The organism is Rhodospirillales bacterium, from assembly GCA_023898805.1.
Classification (GTDB): domain Bacteria; phylum Pseudomonadota; class Alphaproteobacteria; order Micavibrionales; family UBA1664; genus UBA6145.
This window is the reverse complement of sequence record CP060260.1, coordinates 1,616,626-1,636,272: the sequence shown is the minus strand read 5'-3', so window position 1 is coordinate 1,636,272 and position 19,647 is coordinate 1,616,626. Positions and strand designations below refer to the sequence as shown.

At 59.8% G+C, this 19,647-nt stretch carries 14 protein-coding genes; 5 read left to right on the top strand and 9 right to left on the bottom strand.

Translation table 11 applies throughout. From position 1 onward, the window contains the following. Window positions 1–42 precede the first annotated feature (42 nt). Window positions 43–2,733 (bottom strand): pyruvate, phosphate dikinase, encoded by a 2,691-nt coding sequence (locus tag H6866_08015; protein USO07355.1) that lies wholly within the window; start codon window positions 2,731–2,733, stop codon window positions 43–45. Between the two features lie 54 nt (window positions 2,734–2,787). Continuing rightward, complete coding sequence (locus H6866_08010; protein ID USO07354.1) at window positions 2,788–3,297, bottom strand: GNAT family N-acetyltransferase; 510 nt, start codon at window positions 3,295–3,297, stop codon at window positions 2,788–2,790. A gap of 23 nt (window positions 3,298–3,320) precedes the next feature. Here H6866_08010 and H6866_08005 point away from each other — a divergent pair, with 23 nt between their 5' ends. After that, entirely contained in the window at window positions 3,321–3,827 is a 507-nt protein-coding gene (locus tag H6866_08005; GenBank protein ID USO07353.1) for a hypothetical protein, read from the top strand. 137 nt (window positions 3,828–3,964) lie between these two features. Then, the gene (locus tag H6866_08000; protein USO08633.1) at window positions 3,965–5,449 is read left to right on the top strand and encodes a glycine--tRNA ligase; all 1,485 of its coding nucleotides are present in this window, start codon (window positions 3,965–3,967) and stop codon (window positions 5,447–5,449) included. A 2-nt stretch (window positions 5,450–5,451) separates the two neighbouring features. Here the strand turns inward: H6866_08000 and H6866_07995 are convergent, their stop codons facing one another. From H6866_07995 to H6866_07970, 6 genes are all read right to left on the bottom strand, one after another. After that, a complete protein-coding gene (locus tag H6866_07995; protein USO07352.1) occupies window positions 5,452–9,597 on the bottom strand; it encodes a hypothetical protein in 4,146 nt (1,381 codons plus the stop codon). Window positions 9,598–9,699: 102 nt separating this feature from the next. After that, a complete protein-coding gene (locus H6866_07990) occupies window positions 9,700–10,137 on the bottom strand; it encodes a ribbon-helix-helix domain-containing protein (GenBank protein USO07351.1) in 438 nt (145 codons plus the stop codon). A 153-nt stretch (window positions 10,138–10,290) separates the two neighbouring features. Continuing rightward, window positions 10,291–11,244, bottom strand: coding sequence for an acetyl-CoA carboxylase carboxyltransferase subunit alpha (locus H6866_07985; GenBank protein USO08632.1), 954 nt, complete (start codon window positions 11,242–11,244; stop codon window positions 10,291–10,293). Window positions 11,245–11,352: 108 nt separating this feature from the next. After that, window positions 11,353–12,339 (bottom strand): site-specific tyrosine recombinase XerD, encoded by a 987-nt coding sequence (locus H6866_07980; GenBank protein USO07350.1) that lies wholly within the window; start codon window positions 12,337–12,339, stop codon window positions 11,353–11,355. A gap of 108 nt (window positions 12,340–12,447) precedes the next feature. Further along, window positions 12,448–14,157, bottom strand: a complete 1,710-nt coding sequence (locus H6866_07975; protein USO07349.1) for a hypothetical protein — start codon at window positions 14,155–14,157, stop codon at window positions 12,448–12,450. Window positions 14,158–14,255: 98 nt separating this feature from the next. Beyond that, a complete protein-coding gene (locus tag H6866_07970) occupies window positions 14,256–14,612 on the bottom strand; it encodes a hypothetical protein (GenBank protein ID USO07348.1) in 357 nt (118 codons plus the stop codon). 134 nt (window positions 14,613–14,746) lie between these two features. Between H6866_07970 and H6866_07965 the strand changes: the two genes are divergently transcribed. The 3 genes from H6866_07965 to H6866_07955 are packed head-to-tail and all read left to right on the top strand — an operon-like array spanning window position 14,747 to window position 17,688. Continuing rightward, the gene (locus H6866_07965; protein ID USO07347.1) at window positions 14,747–15,301 is read left to right on the top strand and encodes a shikimate kinase; all 555 of its coding nucleotides are present in this window, start codon (window positions 14,747–14,749) and stop codon (window positions 15,299–15,301) included. Next, entirely contained in the window at window positions 15,298–16,386 is a 1,089-nt protein-coding gene (locus tag H6866_07960; GenBank protein USO08631.1) for a 3-dehydroquinate synthase, read from the top strand. Before H6866_07965 ends, H6866_07960 begins: the two co-directional genes overlap by 4 nt. Before the next feature lie 9 nt (window positions 16,387–16,395). Continuing rightward, entirely contained in the window at window positions 16,396–17,688 is a 1,293-nt protein-coding gene (locus tag H6866_07955; protein USO08630.1) for an HlyC/CorC family transporter, read from the top strand. Between the two features lie 11 nt (window positions 17,689–17,699). Here H6866_07955 and H6866_07950 read toward each other — a convergent pair whose 3' ends face one another. Then, entirely contained in the window at window positions 17,700–19,640 is a 1,941-nt protein-coding gene (locus H6866_07950; GenBank protein USO07346.1) for a KUP/HAK/KT family potassium transporter, read from the bottom strand. Between the last annotated feature and the right edge of the window lie 7 nt (window positions 19,641–19,647).

The window sequence follows — 19,647 nt, the reverse complement described above, 5'->3', positions numbered from 1 at the left end:
CCCTAGCAAACAACTTATGTGTTATGCAAATTTATGCCGGGGTCAGCCGTTCGCGGCTTTCTTGAGCGGCGCGACTTTTGCCGATCCCGCCCGGATTGCCGCCTGCGCCGCGGCCAGACGCGCGATGGGCACACGGTAGGGCGAGCAGGAAACGTAATCGAGCCCCGCCTTTTCAAAAAAGCCGATCGAGTCCGGGTCGCCGCCGTGTTCGCCGCAAATGCCGACCTTGAGGTCGGGGCGGGTTTTGCGTCCGCGTTCGACACCGATTTCGACAAGCTGGCCCACGCCGTCCTGATCAAGGCTGGCGAACGGGTCGCGCGCGAATATGCCCGCGTCTTGATAGGCGGGCAGGAAATTGCCCGCGTCGTCGCGCGAAAGGCCCAGCGTGGTCTGGGTCAAATCGTTGGTGCCGAAGGAGAAGAACGCGGCATCCTGCGCGATGTCACCTGCCATCAGCGCGGCGCGCGGCAGTTCGATCATCGTGCCGACGCTGTAATTGTTGATGCCCACCTCGGCCGCGACACGGTCGGTCATGGCTTTGAGAATCGAAAGCTCCTTGCGCGTCGCGATCAGCGGAATCATCACTTCGGGGGTTACGGTCTTGCCTTCCCCGGCCTCGGTTTCCCTTGCGGCCTCGAAAATCGCGCGGACCTGCATTTCATAGATTTCCGGATAGGTGATGCCAAGGCGGCAGCCGCGATGGCCCAGCATCGGGTTCGCCTCGTGCAATTGCGCAAGGCGCTGGCGCACGCGTTTTTCGGGGATACCCGCCGTCGCCGCAAAAGCCGCGACATCGGCGTCGGCATGCGGCAGGAATTCGTGCAAGGGCGGATCAAGCAGGCGCACCGTTACCGGCAGGCCGAGCATGATTTTGAACAGCGCCTTGAAGTCGCCCTTTTGCATCGGGGCGAGATGCGCAAGCGCGGCTTTGCGGCCCGCCACGTCCTCGGCGAAAATCATTTCGCGCACGCGCTGGATGCGGTTGGGGTCGAAGAACATGTGCTCGGTCCGGCACAGGCCGATGCCCTGCGCCCCAAAGTGGCGCGCGGTCGCGGCGTCGTCCGGGGTTTCGGCATTGGCGCGCACCTGCATCCGGCGCGCCGCGTCGGCCCATTGCATCAATTTGGCGAAATCGCCCGAAAGTTCGGCCTGAACCGTGGGCACCGCGCCCAGCATCACCGTGCCGGCGCCGCCGTCGATGGTGATGGTGTCACCCTCGCGCAGTTCGCGGTCGCCGATTTTCATGGTCTTGCCGCGCGCGTCGATCAACAGGCTGCCCGCGCCCGCGACGCAGGGACGGCCCATGCCGCGCGCGACCACCGCCGCGTGGCTGGTCATGCCGCCGCGGCTGGTCAAAATGCCCGCAGCCGCGTGCATACCGTGAATATCCTCGGGGCTGGTTTCAACCCGGACCAGCAGCACGGATTCGCCGCGCTTGGCCCACGCCTCGGCCTCGTCCGCCGTGAACACGATGCGCCCCGTCGCCGCGCCGGGGCTGGCGGGCAGGCCCTTGGCCACCACATCCTTTTTCGCCTTCGGGTCCAAAGTCGGGTGCAGCAATTGATCCAGGCTTGCGGGATCGACGCGCAAGACCGCTTCGGATTCCGAAATCAGACCTTCCGCCACCATATCGACCGCGACCTTGACCGCGGCGGCGGCCGTGCGTTTTCCGGTGCGGGTTTGCAGCATGTAAAGATGCCCTTTTTGCACCGTGAATTCGATGTCCTGCATGTCGCGGTAATGTTTTTCCAAGGTCAGGCGGACGTCGTTGAGCTGTTTGAAGACGCCGGGCATGACCTCCTCCATCGCGGGCAATGTGCCGCCCTCGCGCTTTTTCGCGTCGATGGTCAGTTGCTGCGGCGTGCGGATGCCGGCGACCACGTCCTCGCCCTGCGCGTTCACCAGATATTCGCCGTAAAAAACGTTTTCGCCCGTGGACGGGTCGCGGGTGAAGGCAACGCCGGTCGCGCAATCGTCACCCATGTTGCCGAAGACCATCGCCTGAACATTCACGGCGGTGCCCCAGTCCTGTGGAATGTTGTGAATCGAACGGTAGGTCACCGCGCGCGGTGTCATCCAGCTTTTGAACACCGCGCCGATCGCGCCCCAAAGCTGTTCCTTCGGATCCTGCGGGAAATCGCGGCCAAGGCGCTGTTTGACCAGCGCCTTGTATTCCGCGACCACGGATTGCCAGTTTTTGGCCGAAAGCTGGGTATCCTGCGTCAGGTTCAGGCGGCGCTTGGCGGTGTCGAGGATATCCTCGAAATCATGATGCGGGATATCCAGCACGACGTTGGAATACATCTGGATAAAGCGGCGATAGGAATCCCACGCGAAACGTTCATCCCCCGATCCGGCAGCCAGCCCCGCGACGGTTTCGTCGTTGAGGCCGAGATTAAGCACCGTATCCATCATCCCCGGCATCGAGGCGCGCGCGCCCGAACGCACGGAAACCAAAAGCGGCTTGCGCGCATCGCCAAAGGCGCAATCGACCTGTTGTTCGACCGCGCCGAGGGCCGAAGCGACCTGATCCTCCAACCCTTGCGGATAGGCGCGATCATGGGCGTAGAAATGCGTGCAGACCTCGGTCGTGATGGTAAAACCGGGGGGAACGGGCAGGCCGATCGCCGACATCTCGGCCAGATTCGCGCCCTTGCCGCCCAACAGGTTTTTCATCGACGCCTCGCCGTCAGCCTTGCCGCCGCCGAAGCCGTATACCCATTTCTGCGCCATGTTTCTTTCCCCGGTTGGATTCAAGGGCGACTCTAGACCGTCCGGAACCGGCTTTCAAAAAAATTTAAGGAGCATCAGGGTCAAATCGTCGTCGACCGGGTGGCGCGCGCCGGGGACGACGGCCACACGGTCATAGGTCACGCCCTGCCCGTCCGGCACGTAGCCTAGTTTCGTGTAAAGGCGCTGGGCCGGGCCGTAATCAGCATACAGGCCGACCGACAAGCCCATGCCGCGAGCGCCGCCGCCACGCGCCATATCCTCGCACGTTGCGATCAGGCGGGTGGCGACACCGCGGCGGCGCCAATCCGGCGATACGCGTAAATCCTGTAATTCCGGTAGTTCCAGACGGCGGTAAAGCGGGTATTTCGGCACCCAGTTAAGGTAACAGCCCCCGATATCCACACCATCGGCGGTTTCGGCCAACAGCACCCCCCATGCCCCCTGTGCCATGCACTCGCGCAGGGCCCGGTCGTCATAGCCGGTGCGGTCGTAATTGAAAAACCGCGCCGCGCGTTCGATATCATGCGATTTCAGGTGGATGACGCGAATATCTTGGTTGTCCATAAAAACCATGCTACCGTGCGGGCATGGTCCGTAAAACCCTTCTTTTCGCCGCGCTCTCGTTGTCGGCAGCCCTTCCCGCCGCACACTCGGCGGGGGCGCAGATGTACGTCAACGGCCAGAATATTAACAATCAGAGCGTCGGTCAGATCGTCAAAAGCCAGTCCAACGTGCAGAACGGCCGCGCCAGCGTTGCCGCATCCCAGATGTCGCAGGACGATGCCGCGTATCTTAGCCAGATGTCGGCCAAGGATTTCCCCGGCAATACAGGCAATACGGGCGCATCCGGCGTGCCAAGCACCGATAACCTGCAAGACCTTAACCATGACGGCGTGGTCGACGGATCGGATCTTGCGATTTCCATCGGCGCGCCTTACGCGGCACAAGACGCCAAGGACGCGCAGGCCGCACCCAAGGTCCAGTACGTCTACAAGCCGCCTGCGTCATATGAACTCTCGCGCCAGATTCAGGACGACCGCATCAACGACAGCTACGTTCAGGGCCTGTTACGGCAGGGCGGCGGGGCGCAGTAGCGCCGATCCCTTTCCTTTCCCGCCTTTTTCTGTTTAATTCCCTTTCAAAGACCCCAACGAAACGACGTGTCATGACCGCCGCCGCCAAATCCGATTCCACCCCCGCCACTCCTGAAACCAAAACTCCGACCGAGCTGATGAAGGACATCGTCGCGCTGTGCAAGCGGCGCGGCTTCATCTTTGGCGCGTCCGATATTTACGGCGGCATCAACGGTTTCTGGGATTACGGTCCGCTGGGCGTCGAGCTGAAAAACAATCTGCGCGATTTGTGGTGGAAGGCGATGGTGTTGTGCCCCCCCATCGGCCCGGACGGCGAGCCGATCGAGATTGTCGGCCTTGATTCCGCGATCATCCAGAACCCGAAGGTCTGGGTCGCATCCGGCCATGTCGGCGGCTTCGCCGACCCGATGGTGGATTGCCGCGAAACCAAGAAGCGATACCGCGAAGACCATCTGGACGTGCTGGTGCCGAACGACGGTCAGGGCGCATGGCTGGCCGTGCCGCAATCGGACGAAGACGGCGTTACACCTTCGCGCATCAAAAAATTCGGCAAGGGCCGCGCGGAACCGGATTTTACGCGCAAGGCGCTGAATGCCATTCCGTTTTCCGATTACGGCAAGATCGTCGGCCCCGATGCGAAAGAGCCCGGCACACTGACCGAGCCCAAGGCGTTCAACCTGCTGTTCGAAACCAAGATCGGCGCCGTGGCGTCGGACGACAACGTCGCCTATCTGCGCGGCGAGACGGCGCAGGGCATTTTCATCAACTTCAAGAACGTGGTCGATTCCTCCCGCGTGCGCGTGCCGTTCGGCATCGCGCAGATCGGCAAGGCCTTTCGCAACGAGGTCAACCCACGGAATTTCATCTTCCGTTCGCGCGAGTTCGAGCAGATGGAGATGGAATTCTTCTGCCATCCCAAGGATGCAAAAACGTGGTTCGATTTCTGGAAGGCCGAACGCCGGAAATTTTGGGAATCCATCGGTCTTTCGGGCGACAACATTTTGCTGCGCGAACATGGCGCGGACGAGCTGGTGTTCTATTCCAAAGGCACGTTCGACATCGAATACCGGTTTCCGTTCACCGCGCCGGGTTTTGGCGAGCTGGAGGGAATCGCTTATCGCACCGATTACGACCTGACGCAGCATACGCAGCATTCGGGCCAGAAGCTGGATTATTTCGACCCCGTGACCAACGAACGTTTCGTGCCGCATGTCATCGAACCGGCGGCGGGCCTGACGCGCGGGGTTCTGGCGCTTTTGTGCGAGGCATATACGCTTGACCCATCACGCCCGTCCGGCGTGTATCTGAACTTTCATCCGGCGATCGCGCCGAAAAAGGCCGCGATCCTGCCGTTGACGGCGAAGGGCGATCATCCCGCGCTGGCGCAAAAGCTGTATATGGCGCTGCGCGAGGAATTCGCGGTCGATCTGGACATCAAGCAGAATATCGGCAAGCGTTACGCGCGGCAGGATGAAATCGGCACGCCGTTCTGTTTCACCATCGACGACCAGACCGTGACCGACGGCACCGTAACAGTGCGCGAGCGCAACACCATGGCGCAGGAACGCATCGCGATGGATTCGGTCCCCGCCTATCTGCGCGACAAAATCCGCGCGGCGTAAGATCACGGAACGCGCGCGGATAACGACGGCTTTGCCCGTTCGATCGTTTCGCGCGTCCACAACCCCAGCAAGGTCATATCACCCACGTCATAGCGCGGCTCCAGCGGCCAGCGATCCATGATGAAGGTCATGGCGTCTATTTTTTTCCGCGCGCCATCTTTATCGCCCTGTGCCAGGTATTCTTCCGTCTGCGCGCGCAATGTCTTAAGCGCCACGATTACCAGCGGATCGATTTCCTGTTGATGCGCCGAAGCCGATTCAAAGCCAAGCCTGATTGCGGTTTTCGATGCATCCGGAGGTAGTTTCGCGGTTTCCAGACCGCGCAGATATGTACCCAGCGCCGCGAGCAAGTAGCCCCTATCATCCCCCTTTGCCTTGTCGCGCAGCAATCCCAGGGACACGTAGCTATCGACGCAACAGGCCATATCGACCATTTCGGCCGCCTCGTCGTGACCAAAGCCCATTTTTCGATATTCCGCAGCGGCAACAGGCGCGCCATCGATCAGGCGCAATGTTTCAACCCCATCAACCGTCGCGGGAACCAAACTGCCTGGCTTTTCACCAAGCGCCGCAAAAGAAAAGTGGCTGGCCGCCATGCGTCTGAGCGTTTGACGACGATTGGCTTCGTAACGTTGGAGAAGCTTGACCATTGGCGCATCCCCAAGATCGAAAGAAAGATCAAAATGCTGGGCCGCCAAGATCCTGTTACTGCGCTCCTGCAGGGGCAGCGAAGGGTCCATCGTCAATTGCAGGAAAACCGGCGCCGCGACTTCCTCGGCGCTCAGGCGCAGCAAACGCAGCTGGCCAGTCGACTTGTTCATCGACTTCACCACCAGCGCGACGTCATAACGCGACATCAAATCCTGAGAAACAATGTGATCCAATCGCAGGAATTCCTGCATAATCTCCAGATGCAGGCGCGGCTCTCCGGTTTTGTCATCTGACATGTTCTCGATGGAAGACAGCCGGTCGACAATCTGCCGAATCCGCAGATCAGCCGCAAAGAACGCGAAACTTGCGAAATCACGGAAGCCCTGTTCCTGAAATGCCTCGTTCATATGGGCATGCAGCTGTGGCGGCAGACGATTGATGATTTTTTTCAGGGCCGACGCCATCCATACCCAGCGCGCAGGCGACCCCGCATGCCGAGAGAACATCTCCAACGCAGATCGAACACGCGCCGCGGTCAACTGGATATACTGGGTATCCAGAACGCGCGCCTGATTGCCGACACCAAAATCATTTGCGCCAACCATCATGGAAAAATCATAAATTCCGACGAAGGCGCGGTAGCGCGCAGAATGCGATTTATTTTGATTTATGACATTTTGGCATGCGGCAAACCCATAATCGCGAATGGCGGCGCGCATTTCATCCACTGATATGCGTGGCTGTCTTATATCCATTTGCTCGTACAAGACATACAGGCTTTGCAGATACTCGATATATCGTTGCGGGGGGATCGAATCCCGGCCTCGCAAGCAAACATCTTCAAGCTGGGCTAGAAAATCCCGTTTGGACGCGCGCAAGGTATCCATAAACTGCCTGCGATCGCTCATACCGGCCTCCAGCCAGGGCCTGTTCGTCGCCAGCGCAAAAGTCGAACGCAGAACCCAGTCATGCGCGGCCACCACATGCGTCAACGGACGCTCATCCGGCATCCCCACGGCTACTGGCCGCTTGCGCGCATCAAAACCTTTTTTTAATTCATCACGCGCCGCCAGAAACGCATTGTGGTTAAGAAATTTTTCGAGCTCCACCCCATTCAGCCCCAACGCCTGCGGCAATGAAAGCCCGTAACGGCGCGATGTCGCGCCAGAGGATGCCAGTATCTCAAATGCACGCGCGCCCGCATTTTCCTCTTTCCTTGCCCCAGCATACAGGGCAGCCGGGTCGAAATCCGGTTTATGGCTTTCGACAAAGGCGTCCATGTCGAACCATGTCTTGGTTCGCTCCTCCAGAGCGCGCATATCTGCCTGAAACTCCGCCAGATCCCGGCCTGTCATGCGGCGGAAAGTGTACGGCTCCTCCAGCGCCTTGGGATTAGCAAAGGTCAGGCACTCCCTAAGCGTTGCGTAAACGGTAACCAGTTCTGCGTCATTGCCTTCGGCTTTTTTCAGGTCCGCGATGCACTGATTATAAAGAGCCCCACAAACATCTTTGATCAAGACATCGAAACGCGCGGCCGTATCCGCTTCTTTAAGCCGGCGCTTGAGCAATTTTTTTGTAATTTTGTCGATTTTTTTCAGGCTTTCCGCCAGATCGCGGATAATTTCAAAACGCTCGATAGGAAGTTTTTCTTGGTCCGCGACGTCCAGCCAATCCTCGGCAATCACAAGCGCATCGTGCCAACGCTCAAGACGCCGCGCCTGTTTTGCGGTCATACCCATGGATTCATGAACCTGTGGATCCATGAAATTGATGTCCATCAATTCCAGCGGCTCCATGGCGAAACCCAGCACATCATAGGCGCCGGTCGAATAAGGAATGCAGATGCAAGCTTCGGCCAGGCGTTGTTCGGCCTGCAGCACGCTGATCGAATATCCCATGTCCGGCATCTGTGCGCGCAGATCGTCCAGCGGGTCCTGTTTGTCGGAATTCGTGTAAATCGCCTGCCGTTCAAGCGCACGCTGCATGCGTTCGATGATCTGGATTTTTTCATCAAGGGTGAACTTGATCGCGTGCAACATGCTCCAGTCGCCCAGAACACCCCCCGAAGCGGACATGCGTTCAAGCGCACGCACTGTCGCGGCATCCAATTGAAGATCGCGGTACGCCGAGTCGTCGTATAGCGGAAATCCTGCGTCTTCAAGAATACGGTCGGCTTCGGCAAGATCGGCATAGACCTGTTCCACCGGGTGCTGGCCTGCCCGGATAACATTGCGAATGCGCTCGGCCGCCTCTACCATTCGCATACGATTGATGAATTGCGTATAGGAACGAAACTGAAATTCCTTGAGTACATCCTCCATCCAGAAATCTTCTCTCTGGTATACAAGCGGCGCGCTTTCCGGCGCGGCTTCGTAATCGTAAAGTTTTCGTATGCGTTCGATGTCGTCCATGGCTTTTTCGCATGACGCGCCCGTCGCATCGTCATTCGCCATGATCCTTGGGACCAGTATCCGCATCAGGGTTTTGGCCGCGTCATCGAATGCCAGGTCAAAGCCCTCTTTGGTCGGCCAAATCAAACCGTCATAGGTTTGCGGATCCATGTTGGCCACTGATGAAGGCTTGAGGCACTCCCCCGCCTCGATAACCTTCCACGCCCATGCCTCGGACATCTGACCCGGCATTTCAGATTTTTTGCCGACTGCGTTTTTCATGAATGCCGCCGGCCGGATGACATTATTGTGAGAAGTGCTATCTTCCGGCAAACCGGCCGTCGGAAATTCGTGCGCGATCGCCAATATCGCAGCGCGAAAGCGTCCCGCACAGAACGCATCCAGCATCATTTCAAGGTCGTCCGAATCCGCTTTCAGAAAGAAGCTTTCACGCGGTTCGATCGTCTTAATGCCCAAGCGGTCGAGATGCTTGGTATAGACATCATTCACCAGATTGAAGCCTGCCGTATCGTCGGCGCCGTTTTCAAAAAGCTGCTGCGCAAGATGGATTTTTTGGCGCGCGGCATCGAAATGCGCGGCGCGCAAGGTTGCGAAGAATACAGCGTGGCTGCCTCCGCAATCCCGATAGGTATCATCCGCGAACAAGGGCAGGCTTGCCCTGCATAGCCACGTGAAGGCTTCTTCGTACAGATTCCACGGGTGTTCACCGATGGTTTTCAGCGTGGCGTCGCCATGCATCGGCGTTGCCTGTGCTTCGTCCCAGCATTGGGCCGCCGCGATCAGGGCGTGGCAGCTGGTCCGTTCGCGGAATTCGGTGAAGGTGCCAAGACCGCCCAGTTGGTATCCGTCGTCCAGATCCAGGCGATAGTCGTTCTCCAGCAATTCGTCCTGATATTCCTCAAGTTTCTGAAACGCTTCGGCACCCGCAGCATCCGGATTATTTATGACTGCGGCCAGATCCTGTAATTTGCGCAAAAATGCCGCTTTAGATTCAGCTGACACCGCCAGATCTTCGCCCGGCGCATGGCCGGGATCGAAAAAGCGGCTGATATCCGGTTGCGGCTGCGGCGCGGCGTTTTCTTTCATACCCTTGTATTCCTGCTGTGACTGACAGGCATTATGGGTAGCGGAAAGACGCCGTCTTGGCAATTTTTACGGCAAATATTTTGGGTGATCTTTCGTAATGGGTCAGGCCACCTGCATATCGCCCTTGCCTGCGTCGTGCCCGTCGACCAACGGCGGCACCGTGCGCGGGCGCCCGGGTTGCGGCATCAATCGACCGATCATGCGGTCCAGCCCGCCGTGGCCCGCGCGGTTGTGCCCGTCCTCGGTCGCGGCGGCCTTGAAATAAAGCATCAGGAAAATCCGGATGCTGGCAGTCAAGGACAGATCCTGTTTGCGGCGGCTGGCCACCAGCGAACACAGATCATGGATCGAACAATGTTCGCGCGTGGCGATTTCCTTGAGCGCCACCCACATCTGGCTTTCGAGCCGGATCGATGTGCGCTTGCCCAATACGGTGATGTTGCGGCTGACGAGCGCGGAACTGGACGCACCCCCTGTTTCCAGCCCTGTTTTTTGTGTGTTTCCCTGTATAGAGGCTTCGGAAATGTCTGTTTTTGTCATGATTTCCCCCTTCATGATCCACTATCTGCGATAGAAAAAAATATATATTACAATCAGTGATAGTATCCCTGTACGCAAAAATCAAGCCCATTTGTAGAGCGTTTTCGCTACGGATTGTTGTGGAACCGCACCGCGCGCCCGCGCGGAAAACTCTTACGCCTGCCGCGCGCGGCCCATGGCCAAAAACTTTTCGCGGCGCTGCTGGCGCAGGGCGGCAGGGTCCATGCCGTCGGATTCGCGCAGGGCGGATTCAATCCTGTTGCCCACGGCGGCGATCGCGGTTTCGCGGTTGCGGTGCGCGCCGCCCAGACCTTCGGGAATGATGTCGTCGATCAGACCGGCGGCCAGCATGTCCTGCGCGGTCAGTTTGAGCGCCAGCGCGGCCTCCTTCGCGTGCGCGGCGGCGCGCCAGAGAATGGAGGCGCATCCCTCGGGACTGATGACCGAATAGATCGCGTTTTCCAGCATGAAAATTTTGTTCGCGGTGGCGATCGCGATGGCACCGCCCGATCCGCCCTCGCCAATTACCGTGGCGACGATCGGCACCCCTAGGGAAAGGCAGGTTTCTATCGACCGGGCAATCGCCTCGGACTGGCCACGCTCCTCGGCATCGACGCCGGGATAAGCACCCGCCGTATCGACAAGAGTAATCACCGGCAGGCTGAACTGGTCGGCCATTTGCATCAGGCGTTGCGCCTTGCGGTAGCCTTCGGGCCGCGCCATGCCGAAATTGTGTTTCAGGCGGCTGGTCGTGTCGGCCCCACGCTCCTGCCCCATGATCACGCAGGCGCGGCCACGGAAACGGCCAAGGCCGCCGATCAGGGCGCGGTCCTCGGCGAACAGGCGGTCGCCGGCCAGTGGCGTGAAATCCTCGATCAGCGCCCCGGCGTAGTCCAGAAAATGCGGGCGTTCCGGGTGGCGGGCCACCTGCACGCGCTGGTCCGGACTGATGTCCTGATAGGCGGATTTAAGCAGGCGATCGCGTTTTTTTTCCATGCGCGCGACTTCGTCGGCGACCGAGAACCCAGGCTCCCCCGCCTTGCCGCGCAATTCACGCAGCTTGGCTTCGAGTTCAAGAACGGGTTTTTCAAATTCCAGACTCATGATCACCCTGCAAGCTATTGATTTCGGAAGGACGCTAACAAAAAAGGCTGGAAACTTCCATCGTTTCCAGCCTTTTTATAAACAGAATACCGACAGCGAAACAGGCGCGGATCAGCGCCCGGCCTGACGGTTCATCGGATGTTTTTCCGAGACTTTTTTCTTCATGTCCTCGCCCAGCATGTGGGTATAGATCTGGGTCGTGGCGATGTCGGCGTGGCCAAGCATTTTTTGAACCGCACGCAGATCGGCACCGTTGCGCAACAGATGCGTCGCAAAAGCGTGACGCAGAACGTGCGGGGACACTTTTTCCGAAGGCATATCAGCAGCTTTCGCCAGCTCTTTAAGAAGTTGCGCAAAGCGCTGGCGCGTCAAGTGGCCGACAACCGAGGTCTTGGACGGGAACAGCCATTGGTTGCGCACCGATTCCTCTTCCGAACCGGCGAATTGCGCACGAATCTTAAGATAGGAGGATAGCGCTTTCTGGGCCGGCTCGGACAGCGGCACCATGCGCTCGCGCCCGCCTTTGCCCGCAATGATCAGGAACTGCGCGCCATCGTTGACGGCGGATACCGGCAGACCGACCAGTTCGGACACGCGCAGGCCGGTGGAGTACAACATCTCCAGAAGGCAGACCAAGCGTTGCGAATTGGCACCGCCCATACCGGCGGCGGTTTTGATCAGGTGGCCGACCTCGCCCTCGCTCAAAGTTTTGGGCAGGGTGCGGGTTTGTTTCGGAGATTCGATGGTCGCGGTCGGGTCGTCCTTGCGAACGTTTTCCGAAACCAGATAACGGTAGAACTGGCGCAGGGCCGACAGGCGGCGCGCCACGGTGCGCACGGCGATCTGGGCGGTCTGTTCGCCCTTGGTGTGCTGTTTGTGCGAAAGATCAGCCAGATAGTCGCGGATGTTCTGGGTCGCAGCCTTGGCGATGTCGATATTACGCGGTTTGAGATACGCCTCGACGTCGATCAAGTCGCGCTCATACGCATGGCGCGTGTTCAGCGCCGCGCCCTTTTCGGACATGAGCATGTCGAGGAAACCCTCGATCTGCTTGTGCAGCGGTTGCTTGGGTTTCGCTGGGCGGCCGGGACGCGGCATGGTGACTCTCCTTAAACCTTGTCTGTCTCAAATTAACAGAGGTTAATTTTTATAACTTTATAATTTCTTACCCTAATCCACAACGGATGCAAGTGTTAACGTTAACGATTAACGCAGCACCTCCAGCGCGAAGCGTTGCGCGGAACGCCCCAAGCCAGCTTTATTCATACCGTCTATTACCAATGCCATCTGGTGTGGAATGACCTGATCTGGCGGGATGGCACCGTATCCGATCAGTAGCAGAGCGACAGACTGACCTGTCTGTCCTTTTTCAATAACATCAGCCAGACGCTCCGTCAAACCATAAGAAGGCATCGCATAGCTTCTGGAAAATGTCAACGATAATTTGTTGTCATAATCTCGCAAGTTGGTCTTTGGATTTTTCCCTGTTTTGCCCGCTTCCACCGCTTGCCCCAGCAAAAGCGGCAATATTGGGTCGCGGCCGGCTATGCGCCGCGCCTCGTTCGGCCATTCACCACGCCAAATATTCAGGTCTTCGGGCGGTTGCGCGCCGGGCGCGATGATCGCGGCGATCGGCCAGAATGGGGCCACGCCCGACACCTGTGCGCCCTTGTCGGTGCGAGCCGTCCAGCCTTGCGTCCAATCGGCTGGAAATTCGCCTTTTTCGTACGCGAGGATCCGCGCGACGCGCCAAAGATATTTGCGGTTGGCCGGATCGTGGACGCGGAAATCCTTAAAGTAAAATGCCATTGGCCACAGCGCGGCATCCGGCAGATCGTCCATCAAATCGAGCGCAACACGAATCGTGGCATCACGTGCGGCGGGACCGGAATCGGCGGAGGCGATACGCTGATAGAGCACGGACGGTGCCATACAGGGATGGACATTGCCAAGCGGCGGCACCGCGCCGGGGCTGCCAAGCAACAGGCTGGAATCGTAATGCGGTTTTTCATACAGGGTGATCAGGTCGCGCGTCGAGGCCATGCCGCGGCGCACCGCCTCGATCAGCAGACATGCCTTTTCCGGGGCGGGCTGGTCAGGGTCCATCTGATACAGCACCGACAGCAGTAAAGGCGGCATCTGCCCCGCCTTTGGGCTCAGGCTGCGGATCATCGACGGATTGATCAGGCCGGTCGCGACGGCAAAGGCCATATCTTGCGCCGACAGCCGTGCCAGATTGCCCGGGCCGCGCCCATGCACATAATTGTTGAGTTGAGGGAAGCGGATGAATTTGCTTTCGCCGACCAGACGCGCGCGTTCGCCGCCGCTTGCGAACTGGATACGGCAAAGGCGGTTCAACTCCTTCCATTCCGGGTTTCCGCCGTGCTGGGCCTGCATCGCCTGCAAATCCAGACATGCCGCCGAAAGCTGGCCGCGCAGCATGAGAATTTCCTGCGAACGCAGCACCAGATCAAAATTTTGCGGCGTATCGGGCGCAACCGTGTCGTACAGGTTTTCCGCATCGCGCAGCGCGCCCATTTGCAATAATTTATCAAGCCGCGCGATCAGCACGTCGGGTCGGGTCGGATCGGCGGGCGTGGCATTGTCCTTTTCGCCCTTGGCCAGCTGTTTTACAGGATCGGCAGGCAGGGACGGCGCATCGGAAAGCAGCAGGCGGCGGGCCAAATCGTAATAAACCGGGCTGGCATAGCGCGCAGGCAGCGCATCGATCAAAAGCAGCGCATCAGACCGGCTCAACCCCGACCAGACATTGCCCACGATCTGACCGTTGGCGGCGGAGGTTAGCGTACCACGGGTTTCAAAGCTGCGGTCGTTTGCATGGACGGCCCAAGGCACGAATGTCAATGCGGCAAGTGCAGTGGCGACAAAACCAGAAAAAAAACGGCGGGCAGTCATGAAAAAATCCTGAAACGGGTTAATGCGTATCGCTATCTAACAGAAACGCCCCACGCCGGAAAAGCGCAGGGCGTTGCCATATATTTATGTGGAAAACCTTATTCGGCGGCCGGTTTGTTTTCTTCAGCCGGAGCAGCCTCAGGAGCCGGAGCAGCCTCAGGAGCCGGAGCGGCCTCAGGAGCCGGGGCAGCCTCAGGCGCCGGAGCGGCCTCAGGAGCCGGGGCAGCCTCAGGCGCCGGAGCGGCCTCAGGAGCCGGAGCAGCCTCAGGCGCCGGAGCAGCCTCAGGAGCCGCTTCAGGCGCGGCCATCATCGCCCCTTCCGGAGCGCCTGTCATTTCAGCCTGGGTTTGGTCAACCGGCACATCCTTTTTCGCAAAAAAGGCAAAGCCGCCAATCACCACCAGCACGAAAACGACGATGCCGATGATGAAGGTTTTGCTGTTATCTTCAGCCATAGTAATCTCTCTTCCCAATATTTGTTTTTGAACAGAATGCTTCTATTCGACGCGCCTTTCATGGCATAACCCAAAGCACTATGCAAGATCGCCCGGCCCCAGACGCGCAAATTTCCGCCAATTGTGACCGAATTGTGGCGCAACCGCCTCGGCTTGAAAAAACGCTGGCACGCCCGGTCGTCCTGATCGGCATGATGGGGTCCGGCAAAAGCCAGCTTGGGCGCAAACTGGCCCGTGCGCTGGCGTTGCCCTTCAGCGATGCCGACACCGCGTTCGAGCAGGCGCAAGGATGCCGCATCGCGGATTTCTTCGCCCAGCACGGTGAAGACGCATTCCGGAAACAAGAAGCGCAGGTGATGGACCGGCTTTTGGATGCAGAGGCGCGCGTCATCGCCGCAGGCGGCGGCATCGTCGCCACGCCGGAGATGCGGGATGCGCTGCGTCGGCGCGCCTGCGCCGTATGGCTTACCGCCAGCCCGGAAACACTGGCCGCGCGCTGCGCCGAAAGCACCGCGCGCCCATTGCTTAACGGCGGCGATCCGGTCGCGATCCTGCGCGCATTGATGGAAAAGCGTGCGGCATGGTACGAGGAAAGCGCCCAATTCGCGGTTTCAACAGACAGGGCGTGCGGCGACGACGCGTTGAACGCGATCATCGCCGGGCTGAACGCATGGATGGCGGCATCATGACGACACGGGTTTCCGTTCCTCTTTCCGGCGGGCGCGCCTATGACATCGTGATCGGCGCGGGGGCGCTTTCGGCGCTTGAAGCCGCCTGCCGCACGCAATTCGCCGGACGGCGTTTCCTGACGCTGTGCGATCCGGCAGCGCAGACGCATCTGCCCGCGTTTTTAAAGGAAAACCTGCGCGTCACCGGGCGCGGCGAAGGCGTCAAGACATGGGAATCGCTGGGCGAGACGATGTCATGGATTCTGGCGCAGAAGCCGGAGAGAAAAACCATTATCGTCGCCTTCGGCGGCGGGGTCGTGGGCGACCATGCGGGGTTCGCGGCGGCGATCGCGCTGCGCGGCCTTGATTTCATTCAGGTGCCGACGACGCTTCTGGCTCAGGTCGATTCCTCGGTCGGCGGAAAGACCGGCATCAACGCCGAAGCAGGCAAGAACCTGATCGGAGCGTTCCACCAGCCGCTTCTGGTGGCGGCGGACACCGCGACACTTGCCACCCTGCCCGCGCGGGAAATGCGCGCAGGATATGCCGAAATCGTCAAATACGGTTTTCTGGGCGATCCTGCGTTTTTCGACTGGCTTGAAGCGCACGGCGAAGACGTGCTGGCGCGCAACGAGGACGCGCTGGTCCACGCCATCGCCACGTCATGCCGCGCCAAGGCCGCGATCGTCGCGGCGGACGAGCGCGAGGGCGGCGTGCGCGCGCTCTTGAATTTCGGGCACACCTTCGCCCATGCGCTTGAAGCCGCGTGCGGATTCGACGACCGGCTTGCGCATGGCGAAGCGGTGGCCGTCGGCATGGCGCTGGCCTTCGACGTTTCACGCCGGATGGGGCTTTGCCCGGAACAGGACGCCGCGCGGGCGTGCGCGCATATGCGGCGGATGGGCCTGCCCGTTGCGATATCGGACATCGCGGGTTTTCCCGCGCTGGACGCGCAGGCCTTGATCGGCCTGATGGCAGGCGACAAGAAAGCGGCGGGCGGGCGGCTGACCTTCATCCTCGCGCGCGGAATCGGCTCGGCGTTCGCAACGCAGGACGCCGATATGAGCGCGGTCGCGGACGCGCTTACGCAATCGGCGAAAGGATAAGCCATGGAAATGGAATTCGACCTGAAATGGGGATTGTGGGAGTCGGTATCGGCGATCGGCGTGCTGATCCTGTTTTCCGCGTTTTTTTCGGCGGCGGAAACCGCGCTTACGGGCGCGAGCAAGGCGCGGATGCACGCGCTGGAGTTAGAAGGCGATGCGCGCGCGGCGCTGGTCAACCGCTTGCGCGAAAACAAGGACCGGCTGATCGGCGCGATCCTTTTGGGCAACAACATCACCAATACCCTGTCCTCGGCGATCGCGACGTCGATTTTGATGTCGATCTTCGGGGCCAGCGGGATTTTGTACGCCACGGGCATTATCACCGTGCTTTTACTGATTTTCGCCGAAGTCCTGCCCAAGACCTATGCATTGATGCGCGCCGACGCCATGGCGATGCGCGTCGCGCCCGCGGTGCGCGGCATGATCTGGGCGTTTTCGCCCATTCTGGCGGTGGTTTCGATGATCCTGCGGGTGATGCTGCGGCTGATGAAGCCGATCACAGGGCAGAACGAGGCCGCCGAGGAGGAATTGCGCGGCGCGATCGAGCTGCACGAAAGCACGGAGGCCATGCGCACCCAGGCCAAGCGCGCGATGCTGCATTCCATCCTCGATCTCGCGGATATCGAAGTCGGGTCGATCATGACCCACCGCAAGACCGTCGAAACCGTCGATATTTCCCAACCCATCGGCGTGGTCATAGACCAGGTGCTGGACAATGCCTATTCACGGCTGCCGGTGTACCGCAACGACCCGGACAACATCGTCGGCATCCTGCACGCCAAGGCGCTTTTGCGCGAAATGTCGCTGGCGCAGGGCGATTTTTCACGCATCGATATTTCGCGTCTGATTTCCGACCCGTGGTTCATTCCCGACACCACCATCCTGTTCGACCAGTTGCAGGCGTTCCGCGACCGCAAGGAGCATTTCGCCATCGTCGTCGACGAATACGGCACATTTCAAGGCATCGTGACGCTGGAGGATATTCTTGAAGAAATCGTCGGCGATATCGAGGACGAACACGATGTCAGCGTGCCCGGCGTGCGGGCGCAGCCAAACGGGTCGTATATCGTCGACGGCACGGTCACGATCCGCGATCTGAACCGCGCCCTGGAATGGAACCTGCCCGACGACGATTATGCCACCGTCGCGGGGCTGATTTTGCACGAATCCAAGATGATCCCGGCGGTCGGGCAAAGTTTCGTGTTCCACGATTACCGGTTCAAGATTTTAAAGCGCCAGCGCAATCAGATCACGCTGATCCGCATCGCGCCCGATGCGGCTCTTGCGCAGAAGGTCGCGTAAATCAATACGGATCAATCCTGCAGGTGGACGGGGTAGCCGATTTCCAGCGTGCGCGTGGCGGGCAGGCAGAAGCGGTCGACCGAGCGTTCGGCCGTCGCCGCCAGAATCGCGAACAAGATGTTCATCAAGTCGAAGACGTTGCCCGGATCGGGCGGGGCGATCACCCGTTCGTGGCCGATGATGTACAACGCCTCGTCGGTGTCGATTCCGTGTTCCGCCAGCGTCGCGCCGATGGTCGCGGGAATGTTGATCGCCTGCTGATAGCCGTAATGCACCTCGATCTTCAAAATGTTGGTGCCGATGGTTTCGGCGAACAGTCGTTTTTCGGCGCGGACATAGGGGCGGGATTCGATGCGGATGGTGATGATCACCATCCGTGCGAATTTGATGTGCAGCATGTCGGCCATGCGTTCAAGCGGCACCGGCGCCATTGTCCCGGTGCGGGAAAAGAAGATTCCCGTATGCTTGACCAGCGAAAGCGGCGCGCGACTGGTGCGGGCCGCGAAATCAACCAGCGGTTCGGTATATTCAAGGTGGCGGTCGACCAGTTTTTCAAGGCCGCGGTGCCACGCAACCATCGCCGTCAGCACGAAGGCGCCCATCAAAAGCGGCAGCCATCCGCCTTCGAACGTCTTCATCAGATTGCTGAGAACGTAGGAGGAATCAAGCAGTACGAACACCGCGCATAACGGAATGGCGAGCAGTTTTGGCCAGCCCGACTTTTTCATCATCCAATAAAAGAACAGGACCGAGGTCATCAGCATCGACACCGCGACCGCGATGCCATAGGCCGAGGCCAGTCGCGCCGAAGATTGGAAGATCACGACGATGGCCAGCGTCACCGTCATCATCGCCATGTTCAGGCGCGGGATGAAGATGTGCAGGCTGTTCTGGTCGGAGGTCGATTTGATACGCATCGGCGGGAAATAGCCGATCTCGATCGCCTGACGGGCGATCGCGAAGGCACCGGTGATCATCGCCTGCGAGGCGATGACGGTCGCGACGGTGGCCAGCGCCAGCAACGGAATGCCGAACCAGTCGGGCGAAATTTCAAAGAACGGGTTTTCGACCGCGCCGTTGCGCGCAAGCATCAACGCCCCCTGACCGAAGTAATTGAGCAGCAGGCAGGGCATGACGACCGCGAACCACGCAACCCGGATGACGCCGCGCCCGAAATGCCCCATGTCGGCAAACAGCGCCTCGCCGCCCGTCACCGCCAGAAACACCACGCCGATCAGCGCAGCGGAAAGTTCCGGATGGTTCATCACCAGCAGCACCGCGTAGCCGGGGTTGAACGCATCCAGCACGGCGGGCATTTGAAGAATCTGGTTCAGACCCACGGCGCCGATCGCAAGAAACCAGCACAAAGTCAGCGGGCCATAGAGCATACCGATGCGTTCGGTGCCGAAGCGTTGCGACATGAATACGGAGATCAGCACGCCCATGGTGATGTAGATCACCCAGCGGTCGAGCGACGGGGCCACAACCTGTACCCCCTCGATCGCGGAGAGGACCGAAATGGCCGGGGTGATCACCCCGTCGCCGAACAGCATGGCCGCGCCAAGCAGCCCGGCCGTCAGCAGCACCGCGCCGAAACCCCGGCGGCTGCCGTTCAGACCAAGGCCGGTGATCAGCGCCATCACCCCGCCCTCGCCCTCGTTGTCGGCGCGCAGGATGAACATCAGATATTTGGTCGAAATGGTGATGGTGAGCGCCCAGAAGATCATGGACAAAACGCCCAGAACCGCCATGTGCACATCGGCCCCGCCCTGCATGGCGACGCGGAAGGATTCGCGGAAGGCGTAAAGCGGGCTGGTCCCGATATCGCCGAACACCACACCCAGCGCGCCGATGACGGCGGCGGTGCGGATCGGGTGCGGCAGTTCGTTTTCGGCCTTTTCGGTCTGTGCCGCAGCTTGTTCGGTGGCTTTTACGCTTATCACGACGCGCATGGTACGG